The organism is Microcoleus sp. F4-D5 (genome assembly GCF_036704885.1).
Classification (GTDB): domain Bacteria; phylum Cyanobacteriota; class Cyanobacteriia; order Cyanobacteriales; family Microcoleaceae; genus Microcoleus.
Map to the genome: position 1 here is coordinate 1 of NZ_JAUBSX010000134.1, position 10934 is coordinate 10934.

Genomic DNA, 10934 nt, shown 5'->3' on the forward strand with positions numbered 1-10934 from the left:
GGTTACTTATTATCTCGGATGATTCACTTTTATCCCCTCCATCTGCCTATGTGCCAGTTGGGGGTGCGGAATGTGGGATCCAACAGAAAGAGTGTGGGAATACATCAAAGAATTTTTAGCTTGGTTAGTCTTTAGTAATCTTGACGAACTCCGCGTAAAAGTTCAGGAAATTTTATCATCTTTAACAAATAATGTCATTGGTTTTCTCACAGGATGGTCTTGGATCTTACATTCTTTATCTCTAGCACATCTTTAGAAAAATGGTATTAGGAATGCTGAAGGCGATAACAGCAGCAATTACGGCGAGGGCAAGTCTGATTAACACTTGCCGCTTCAGGAGTTTGGGACGGGGCGATTCCCTTCGGGATAGCTTCGCTTGACCCGCATTTGCAGACATTATGCAGTTCTTTACTAAAAGTCTCACTATTTATGTTTGCAATAATATTATCCATTTTGGGTTTTTTTGTCACTTATTTCAATAAGTCAGTCCTGGACGAACCAAAACCTGGTTTGGACGCCAAATCGGAAGTTATAAGCCTTAAGGCATAAACCTAGTTGTTGACCGCAAGCATCCAGGATACAGGTCTCCGGATTCATTCCGAAAGCAGACTCAGGACGGAGAAATTAAAAACCTGTATCCGATAAACAAGCATCCGAATTTATCTCGCGCAAGTCAATGCTTCAATTCTAAAATCTAAAATCTAAAATCTAAAATCGATTGACCCGCCTGCGTAACTTGTACAGGTGAAATTACTGAGGTTTTTGTCGCCCTCATCTGCCCGTGTAATTGCCATCACAAAAAAAATCGCCAAATGTCACATGATTTCTGCTACTTACAGCACAACTTTAGAAGGTAATCGCGGTTTATAATAATATTGATTAGTTCAGGAAACAAGTTTTCAGGCGAGGTTAAAGCAATGGTAGCAAATTCAAATTTTTTATATCCTCAAACTCGCTATTACGGTGAAGTAAAGCCAGAGAATTTGGTATTTAATGCGAATTTACAAGAGTTTTCTCAGCGAGTGGGTTACATCAGTTCCTTGACATCGAACGGTAAAATCTCTGTGGAACAGGCATTTACTCAGATCCAAACACTGTGGGAACAGGTGGAACAGTCGAAAAAGCAGTTGGGAATTGGCGAAAATCCATTTTCAGCTTGAATAATTAGCGGTTGGGTGGGAAGTAGAGTTACGCGCCATGGATGCCGATCGATTATTCCACAGCTTAAGATGAAAAAGTAGCTAGTGGCATCGACCTTTTTGCCTATGAGTTCCGACCTAGTTCCTCTCCTTCCCAAAGTATCCGTCGGCCGCCGTGCCGCGGCCCTCTGCATCGACGGAATCGCAGTTGGGCTGCCCAGTTTGCTTCTGGGCAATAATGCGATCGTCCAAACCATATTTTTTGTCCTGCTGTGGCTGATCCTGCGCGTAGCCATCGTCAGGAAAAACCAAGGTCAAAGTCTCGGGCGCTGGGCCTTAGACATGAAAATTGCCGATACCAGATTCCAACGGACTCCCGGACTGCAAGAACTGTGCAAGCGCGAGGCATTGCTGGGCCTTTGCGCCGCCTTAGCCTTCGCAGGTATACGGGGACTCACATCTACCAACGCCGCCGTCTTGCTGCTGATGCTGCCCCTGGCGATCGACTGCAGCGTTGCCCTCACCTCCGCCGAAAGATTTCCCCAAGCTTTCCACGATCGCATCGGCGGGACGATCGTCGTCGGCACCCGCCGCGGCTACTCCCTCGACATCAAAGTTAGAAGATTGCTTGACCAAGTGCAGAGCAATGTGAGAAGATAATAAATTGTGTTTAAATTAGTCGAAATTTATTTAGAATTATGGCTAAAGGCGTCCGCATCATAATTACTCTAGAGTGTACTGAGTGCCGTACAAACGCAAGCAAACGCTCAAAAGGCGTTTCTCGGTACACCACCACCAAGAACCGTCGGAACACGACGGCGCGGCTGGAACTAAACAAGTTCTGCCCCCACTGCAACAAGCACACTGTCCACAAAGAGATCAAGTAGTGATTAGTCATTAGTGATTAGTCCTCAGTTATTAGTGATTAGTCCTCAGTCATCAGTTGTTGGCAATTGATATTGCTTTGCGAAAAGCAGATAACTAACAAATGCTTTCCTGACGGCTAGCAACTAACAGTCAACAGTCAACAGTCAACAGTCAACAAACAACAGTAAACAAACGACAAACCATGACTTACTTTCGCCGGCGCGTTTCGCCCATCAAACCAGGAGACCCGATCGACTACAAAGATGTCGATTTGCTCAAAAAATACGTCACAGAACGCGGTAAAATTCTGCCCCGCCGGATTACCGGTTTGACTGCAAAACAGCAGCGAGACCTGACCAGAAGCATCAAAAGAGCAAGAATTGTAGCTTTGATGCCCTTCGTAAACCAAGAAGGTTAACAGGATTTGGGATTTTGGGTTTTAGATTTTGGACTGGGAATAAGACTTGCGCGAAAACAACTGCGGTGTTTCTGTCATTAAGAGTGCAGCAAGAATGCAGCGAAATAATAATCGCGAAATAGGGTTGAGCGTCGCGGCGGCGCAAGTCTTAATCACAAGTCAAAAGTTAAAAAATAAGCAATAAAAAGAACAACTTTTTAGATTTTAACTTTCACAATTGACCAGAAAAATTGCCAATATCCAAAATCTAAAATCGCAAGCTCGAAACTCGATAAGTGGCTACTGTAAAAATCCAAAATCTCAAATATAAAGCTGGCAAGTGGAGAAGGGAACGTTAGTAGAATTTAGAGTGCACGGCGACCGCCGTCTGGCAGTTGCCGATCGCCCCGACGGCAAGAAAAACTGGGTGGTGGTAGACGAAAACGGTCAACCGCACAGCATACCGCCCAAACAAATCACCTACGAAGTAGTCGGAGAAACTTACAAACCATCCGATATTCCCAAATTTCTCAAAGAAGTAGAAGCCTACTCAGATCCGTCGAGTTTGGAAGTAGCTTGGGAACTCCTAGTCGGTGACGGAGAAACGACAGATCCCGAATCCCTGGCAAAGCTGCTATTTTCTCAGAGTAGTCCGGCCCAGTGTTACGCTGCTTACTGTTTGCTATCAACAGATAAGCTGTATTTCAAACAAAAGGGCGATCGCTACGAACCGCGACCGGCAGCCCAAGTAGCCGAAATCAAACACCAGCAGGAAGTAGAACAGCAGCGACACCAAGAATCCCAAGGATTTTGGGATCGAGTCAAACAGCGGCTGGCAGGAAAAAATGTAGATTGGGAACACAGCGATCGAACTCGCCTCGACGCCCTAGAACGCTTTGCCATCCTCGGAGAAGAAGCAACGCACCGCACCCCAGCCTTAGAAACTTTAGCCAGCTTACAACGGTCCGAAAACCCCGAAGCAGCATTTGGCCTCCTAGTCGAGCTCGGCCTCTGGAGTACCCACGAAAACCTGTTTTTGCGGCGCAGCCAAATTCCCCTACAATTCTCCGCAAAGGTATTAGAAGTGGCCCAACGCTGCCTAGAAAATCCCCCAACCGACTCCGACACAAATCGTCTCGATTTAACTCATCTCAAGGTTTACACGATCGACGACGAAAGCACCACCGAAATCGACGACGGCCTCAGCTTAGAATTCCTCGAAAACGGCCAGCAGCGCCTGTGGATACACATCGCCGATCCCACCCGCCTGCTATCCCCCGGAGACGAACTCGACCTCGAAGCCAGAAAGCGCACCACTACGGTTTACCTGCCCACGGGAATGATCCCCATGTTTCCCTCAGCTTTGGCAACCGGGCCGATGAGTTTAATTCAAGGTCAAGAGTGCAGCGCTCTCAGCTTCAGCGTCACCTTAGACGAAACCGGCGCGGCTCAAGATTACAGCATCCACATCAGCACCGTAAAACCCACCTACCGCTTGACCTACGATGACGTAGACGAAATGCTGGAGTTGGGAATCGAAGCAGAACCGGAAATAGCAGCGATCGCCTCTGCGGCAAAACTGCGGCAAAAATGGCGGGAAGCCCAAGGCGCGATCAGCATTTTCATGCCAGAATCCGTCATCAAAGTCAACGGCGACGACATCAAAATCTACGTCATCGACGACTCCACAGCCCGGATGCTAGTAGCCGAAATGATGATTTTAGCCGGCGAAGTAGCCGCCCGCTACGGTCAAGCTCACAGCCTGCCCATACCATACCGCTATCAGCCACAGCCCGAACTCCCTCCCGATGAAGAATTGTTGGCCGTGCCTGCCGGCCCCGCCCGCGCTTGCGCCGTGCGCCGCTGTATGCCCCGCAGCGAAATGGGCCTCACCCCCGGACGCCACGCCGGCTTGGGTTTGGAATTGTACACTCAAGTTACTTCCCCAATCCGCCGCTATACCGACTTGCTGACTCACTTCCAAATCAAAGCGCACCTGCGGGGCGAACCACTGCCTTTTTCGGCTGAAGAAATACAGGACATTGTGATGTGTCTCGGCACCGCAGTTAAAGAAGCATCCACTGTCGAACGCCAAACTAACCGCTATTGGGGATTGGAATATTTGCGGCGTAACCCGGATGAAGTTTGGGAAGCTTTAATGCTGCGCTGGCTGAGGGAAGACAGCAATCTCGGATTGATTTTATTGGAAGAGTTGGGTTTAGAATTGGCAATGCGATTTGGTCGATCGGTCGAAATAGGCGATCGGCTAGAAGTCAAAGTCACACACTGCGATCCGCGATCGGATGTCATTAACTTCCAAGAAATGATTTTTGAAGCAGCACAATAGGATTTGAGATTTGAGATTTTGGATTGCGAAAATCTTAGTGACAGGATTTACGAACCTGGGGCTGGAAACCCAGTTTGTTTAGTTTTTGTACGTAATTCTGGATCGAGTAGAAAACCAGTAAAAATTGGCAATTTTTACCGCAGCCTAGTAATCTAAAATCTAAAATCTAAAATCTAACATCACAAAATGCCCAATTCAATTAGCCAAGTTCAGCCGCCGCTGGAATTCATACCCCCAGCCTACAACCCGCTAGTGATGCAAGGCTGCCAGCAAATACTCCCCTGGTGGCTGCGATTTCGGACGAGTATCAGCCACGTTCAAGCCGAAAACGTCGAAACCCTCGCCGAACTATTCCACCAATTTCAAAATCAGAAAGTTCGCTTCTTGCTGGCCTTCCGCCACCCCAACTCAAACGATCCCTACTGTTTGGGACAACTAATTTGGAAACTCGTTCCCCAGGCGGCGCGGGCCAAAGGCATTCCCCTAAAATTTCCCGTACATTCCCACTTTATCTACGATCGCGGCATTCCTCTCTGGGCCGGTGCCGGCGTCGGCTGGCTGTATTCCCACCTCGGCGGCACTCCGATTGTGCGCGGCAAAATCGATCGCGTCGGATTGCGATCTGCCCGTAATTTATTTGCCAACAGCCAATTTCCGATCGCCGCCGCCCCAGAAGGCGCCACCAACGGTCACAATGAAATAGTTAGCCCCCTGGAACCGGGAGTTGCTCAAATGGGCTTCTGGTGCGTTGAAGATTTGCTGAAAGCCGGACGCACTGAAAAAGTTGTAATTGTGCCGATCGGCATTCAATACCGCTATGTCGAACCACCTTGGCAACCCCTAGAAAAACTTTTAACTCAATTAGAAATAGATTGCGGATTGCCACCATTAGATAGTAGCAATAACGCCAATTATCCTCCCAAAATCACAGCTTCAACAGACCCAAATCACAACTTCCAATATATGCGCCTAATTAGATTGGGCAGCCATTTACTAGAAGTAATGGAGCAGTTTTATACCCGTTTTTATCATCAAAATTTCCTGTCAAAAACCGGGAATGTAAGTTCGCTGCAAATACCGGGGGGCAAGGCAGATAAAGCGGTCACAGAAAAAGTTTTTACAGCGAGACTGAAAGCACTTTTAGACGTGGCGCTACTTGTAGCAGAAGAATATTTCAACTTAAAGCCCAAAGGCAGTTTGATAGACCGTTGCCGCCGTCTAGAACAAGCAGGCTGGGAGTATATTTATAGAGAAGATATCAAAGATATTGCAGCACTTTGTGCTTTAGAAAGAGGATTAGCCGATCGCCTCGCTGAAGAAGCAAGTCTTCGGATGTGGCATATGAGACTTGTAGAAAGTTTCGTATCCGTCACCGGCCGGTACGTCCAAGAAAAGCTGACCGCAGAACGTTTGGCAGAAACAACTTTACTGCTGTGGGACGTACTAACTCGCATCAAAGGGGGAAATCCTTTCGGCCGCCCCAAGTTGGGCAAACAGCAAGTACAAATGACCGTGGGCGAACCGATATCAGTGAGCGATCGTTGGGATGGATATCAAACCAGCCGCCGGTTAGCAGTTGCCGAACTCACTCAAGATTTGCAATCAGCTTTAGAAGCAATGATTAAATCTTAATTAGTCAGATCGGGAAGAGGTTCAAGGGCAGAATGAAGAAATTCGAGGCAAGAAGCAATATATATTTTTCTTCAGAAATTTTTCTTTTTTGAAATGTAAACAGATTGTTATAAACTTTTGGCATAGGTCTAATGAACCGCCAACGCTCGCTCGACAATGAACCAATAAAAATTACCGATGACTAAAAAACCGATCGATTTGTCTACTAACTCAATTAAGGTAAAACTGCTGAATTATTTAGCACAGGAATTGCTCACCCCGCTCACTTCGGTGATCGGCATGGCAAGCGTGTTGAACCAAGAAATTTACGGCCCCTTAACCAGCAAGCAAAAAGAATATATCGACGTGATCCAAGACAGCAGCCGGTCTTTGCGATCGCTCGTTGAAGAAATTTTGGAACTCGCAGAACTAGATGATTCCGCTTTCACCTTGAGGCGAACAGCAGTCGATATAGAAACTTTGTGCCAGCAGGTGGTGACAATCCTGTCGCCTGCTGCGTCCAGACAAGAACAAGAAATTAACTTGTCGATGGGGCCCGGGCCGCGCATCTGGTTGGTCGATAAAGATAAGGTTCAGCAAATGCTGCACCACTTAATTTTTAGCATTATTCAATCTGCTGGGGCAGGCAGCGTGATTCGAGTCCACGTTTCTCGGAAAGAAGACGGTATCAACATCGGAGTGTGGGTTTTTCATCCTTGGTTGGGAGAAAGTTTGCCCCATGCTAAACTCTACACCGACTACTTGTTGAAGGCCGGATCGGGTAGCGGTTCGCCATCTAACTCCGAAACCGACTCCCTCAGAGTCGAACCGCAACTTCCGACACAGGGTTCGCAGCGATTAACGCTGGCGTTTTCTGAATTGGCGTCTTTGGTGGCAGAGAATGCCGAAGAGACCGCACCGGTGTTAGCTGGTTACCAGGCCAGGGAACGCTTGGGGCTGCTGCTTTGCTGCCAATTGGTGGAAATTCAAGGCGGCCAACTCTCGATTCAAGGTGCCCCGGAATCTGGATATCGCTACGTGCTCTGGCTTCCCTGCACCAATGCTACGGAATTGTTGGAAGGCTAAAGAAGGAAGAAGGTAGAGGGAAGAAGGAAGAAGGTAGAGGGAAGAAGGTAGAAGGTAGAAGGTAGAGGCAGTTTACAGGACGTAACTGCTGAAAAAAGGAAGAAAAATAACTCAACTTTTTTCAATTACCAATTCCCAATTCCCAATTACCAATTACCAATTCCCAATTCCCAATTCCCAATTACCAATTACCGATTACCAAGTACAAATCTAAAATAGCAATGAATTCAGTTTGGCAACAGTTAACTCTGGCTAATTTGCCGCTCTCTCAGTGGCAAAGTGGAAGTTATTTATTAAATTTGGCGATCGGCTCTTTACGCAGTTGGCGGCAGAGTAGCTGGCTAATGCAGTGGGCAGAACCTCTGGGTTTTGTTTTGCTGGCCCTGACGTTCGGTTTGAGCCCGTTTGTGAACAATGCCTTGGTGGGGGTATTGATGGCGGCTGGTGCGGCATTTTGGGTGCTGCTGACTGTTTCGGACGATCGCGCGATCGCCTTGACGCCGATTCACTTGTTGGTTCTGCTGTACTGGGGGATTGCCACCGTCGCAACCGCGATGTCGCCGGTGAAAGTCGCCGCTGCTACTGGTTGGAGCAAGCTAACGCTGTATTTGCTGTTTTTTGCGCTGATGGCTCGGATCTTGCGATCGCCCCGTTGGCGATCGTGGTTAATTGCCGTATTTTTGAACGTCGCTCTAGTTGTCAGTTTCTACGGCGTGCGGCAGTGGATTGACAAAGTGCCACCATTAGCTACTTGGAACGATCCGACTTCTACTCAAGCCAATGTCACGCGAGTTTACAGCTTTTTGGGCAATCCAAACTTGCTGGGTTCCTATTTGCTGCCGGCTATTGCATTGAGCGCCGCCGCACTTTTTGTGTGGAAAGGATGGGGAACAAAAATTTTAGCATTGACGATGCTAGTGGTGAATTGCGCGTGTTTGCGCTACACCGACAGCCGGGGTGCTTGGATCGGTTTTTTGGCTCTACTGGTGGTATTTTTAGTGCTGCTGTGGTACTGGTACAGTCCTTTGATGCCTCGGTTCTGGCGGACTTGGGCGCTGCCGTTAGGGTTAGGAGGTTTGGTTGGGGCGTTAATTTTGGGAGTGGCTTTAGTGGAGCCGCTGCGCGATCGAGTTTCGAGTATGTTTATCGGCCGAGGTGACAGCAGCAACAATTTTCGGATTAATGTTTGGACAGCGGTCGTTGACATGATTCGCGATCGACCAATTCTCGGCATTGGACCGGGAAACACTGCTTTTAATAAAGTTTATCCGCTTTATATGAAGCCGAAATTCACTGCTTTGAGCGCTTATTCCGTGCTGCTGGAAATTGCAGTAGAAACCGGTTTTATCGGTTTAATGTCTTTCCTTTGGCTGATGACAGTCACCGTCAATCAGGGTTTGGTGCAAATAAAAAGTCTGCGGGATTCACAATTTAACCTATCTCTTTTAGAGGAAGAATCCCAAGAGCCCAAATCTAAAATCCCAAATCTAAAATCGAATCAGGGGTTTTGGTTGATTGGGGCGATCGCAACTTTAGCCGGCATGATGGCCCACGGTTTTGTCGATACAGTTTGGTACCGACCCGAAGTTAATATGCTTTGGTGGTTGATGGTGGCGATTATTGCTGGTTTTTACAGCAACTCCCACCCCCAGCAAGATTCAGTTTTGACGGAGGGCGACTAAATAGAATTGCTGGCGGGGTTTTCTCCCCGCCCGGTGCGAATTCCAGCAACAGCGGACACAGCAATTATTAATTATACCAGTTCAAAAAAAGAATGCAGCTTTATGCAAGCTGCAAACCATTACAGTCATTAAGTTGTTTCCAATTCTTCAATTATTTAATCTCAAGTCTCAAATGCTATCAGGTGCGCACTGCGCACCCTGCATACTACTACATACTACATACCTGTTGCTGTAAAGTGGTGATGTTACACTCTACAAAATTTCTTGAAAATAACTCTTATTTTTCGCTATCCTGAGGCAGGATGAATCTCGGACACGGATATTTTCCACCATCTCTATCTCTGCACCGCCGCCAAGTCGATTGATTGAAGTCGAACGGCGTTTCGACTGATTCATTAACTGTAATTTTAACAGTCGAAGGAGTTGGCAGTGCTTTTGAGGCTTGACTTAGCTCCAGTACCGTTATAATTGCCAGTATGGTTGATGAAAACAAAACTGTGCGTTTCATTTATTTGTTTTTTCCTCGTTTAATCGTTGACGTGCCATTCCTATCCATATATCCTCATCGAATTCTTGAGAATCCGCATACTTTAGACAAATTTTCCACTGCGGTAGCGCTTCCTTCGTCTTTTTCATCTTTTCTAGGACTTGCGCTTTTAAGCAGTAAGTTGCAGGTCTTTCACTATCAAGTTTAATCGCTGCATCCAGATGTTGCAATGCCTCTGAATATCGACCCTGTTCCAGGCGAGCCCATCCCAAATTTTTGAGTAAAGAATATTTAACTTGATCGTCCTCAGCTAATTTCAAACCTTGCCACAGCAAGTGAACCGCAGCAGCAGAGTTTTTTTGATCGATTATATACAAGCGAGCCAGATTGCTGTAAGCTGCTGGCAGACCGAGTTTTGCAGCTTGCAGATATTTTCCTCGAGCGCACTGTAAATCTTGCACCTCTTCGCAAAGCCATCCCAAATTGTAAAGAGCTGTGCGGCTTTTAGGATCTACAGCAAGTGCTAACTCATAGGCTTGTTGAGTATCAGCTAATCGATTGGCTTTGTAGTTTTCAAACGCAATATTATTAAAAAATGATGCCAGTTCCGGCAACCCAATTTGCCAGCCGCCAAAGCCTACTGCTAGCATCACCAAGAAGGCTCCCCACTTCGAGGTGTGATGCTTTTTTGCTGGCTCTTTAATGACCTTGAAAATGTTAGCTAATGGTGTCATTTTTAGCATATTTTAACTTGAGAGTTGGGCGATATTTTGTTTTCCAGATTTAATTGCCACCCTAATGGCATCATAATCTTAGGAAATGACTCAGGATTGAGCCCATTTCTCCATAAGAGTTTGTAAGTCCACAGCCGAATGCTTGAGTAATGCTGCCACTACCTAGATGTATTCGAGCATAGGTTAATCATTCATAAGACTCCACAAGCCATCCGGATATTTTCACGAAAAAAAAACCGGGAAGTCGAAATCGGGAAAAAGGCAGGACGGTTGGCGATTAAACAAGTAATAATACTTAGTGCAGGGGTGGCGATCGACTGTATGCGACTTTATGAGGAGATACAGCGTATTCCAGGTTTATGAAGTGCAGGGACTTACCCCGCAGCCAAACAGATGTATTTCTTAATGATTGGTCTGTCAGCGGTTTGCGCGTTGCTTCAACAGTGCGTTTGTCTAGATTAGATTGTTTGGAAAAGTCTTTGTTGCTAGCGAAAATCGGGCAAATTTCATTTGTGACAAGTTAAGAAAAAGTGCAAATTGTCAAGGGGGTAGACAAAAAAAGGTAAAATAAGATGAAACCTTTA

The 10934-nt window shown here is 46.7% G+C and carries 10 protein-coding genes; 8 read left to right on the forward strand and 2 right to left on the reverse strand.

What is annotated here, in order from left to right; all coding sequences use genetic code 11:
- The first annotated feature begins 917 nt into the window (after positions 1–917).
- The 8 genes from QUA80_RS32095 (at position 918) to QUA80_RS32130 (ending at position 9129) form a co-directional block, all read left to right on the forward strand.
- Positions 918–1160 carry a DUF7219 family protein gene (locus QUA80_RS32095; protein WP_333428968.1) on the forward strand — a complete coding sequence of 81 codons (243 nt, stop codon included), beginning with the start codon at positions 918–920 and terminating at the stop codon, positions 1158–1160.
- Between the two features lie 105 nt (positions 1161–1265).
- On the forward strand, positions 1266–1799 hold the full coding sequence (locus QUA80_RS32100) for an RDD family protein (protein ID WP_333428969.1): 534 nt from the start codon (positions 1266–1268) through the stop codon (positions 1797–1799).
- Positions 1800–1837: 38 nt separating this feature from the next.
- Complete coding sequence (gene rpmG / locus QUA80_RS32105) at positions 1838–2026, forward strand: 50S ribosomal protein L33 (RefSeq protein ID WP_333428970.1); 189 nt, start codon at positions 1838–1840, stop codon at positions 2024–2026.
- A 182-nt stretch (positions 2027–2208) separates the two neighbouring features.
- Complete coding sequence (gene rpsR, locus QUA80_RS32110) at positions 2209–2424, forward strand: 30S ribosomal protein S18 (RefSeq protein ID WP_006631377.1); 216 nt, start codon at positions 2209–2211, stop codon at positions 2422–2424.
- Positions 2425–2743: 319 nt separating this feature from the next.
- Positions 2744–4750 carry a ribonuclease R family protein gene (locus QUA80_RS32115; protein WP_333428971.1) on the forward strand — a complete coding sequence of 669 codons (2007 nt, stop codon included), beginning with the start codon at positions 2744–2746 and terminating at the stop codon, positions 4748–4750.
- Between the two features lie 186 nt (positions 4751–4936).
- Entirely contained in the window at positions 4937–6382 is a 1446-nt protein-coding gene (locus tag QUA80_RS32120) for a 1-acyl-sn-glycerol-3-phosphate acyltransferase (RefSeq protein WP_333428972.1), read from the forward strand.
- Positions 6383–6559: 177 nt separating this feature from the next.
- Positions 6560–7447, forward strand: a complete 888-nt coding sequence (locus tag QUA80_RS32125; protein WP_333428973.1) for a histidine kinase dimerization/phospho-acceptor domain-containing protein — start codon at positions 6560–6562, stop codon at positions 7445–7447.
- A gap of 221 nt (positions 7448–7668) precedes the next feature.
- A complete protein-coding gene (locus tag QUA80_RS32130; RefSeq protein ID WP_333428974.1) occupies positions 7669–9129 on the forward strand; it encodes an IctB family putative bicarbonate transporter in 1461 nt (486 codons plus the stop codon).
- A 277-nt stretch (positions 9130–9406) separates the two neighbouring features.
- On the opposite strand, the gene QUA80_RS32135 is transcribed toward QUA80_RS32130, so the two are convergent.
- On the reverse strand, positions 9407–9637 hold the full coding sequence (locus tag QUA80_RS32135) for an Osc7112_2153 family protein (protein ID WP_333428975.1): 231 nt from the start codon (positions 9635–9637) through the stop codon (positions 9407–9409).
- On the reverse strand, positions 9634–10350 hold the full coding sequence (locus QUA80_RS32140) for a tetratricopeptide repeat protein (RefSeq protein WP_333428976.1): 717 nt from the start codon (positions 10348–10350) through the stop codon (positions 9634–9636). The genes QUA80_RS32135 and QUA80_RS32140 overlap by 4 nt, the downstream gene beginning before the upstream one ends.
- Between the last annotated feature and the right edge of the window lie 584 nt (positions 10351–10934).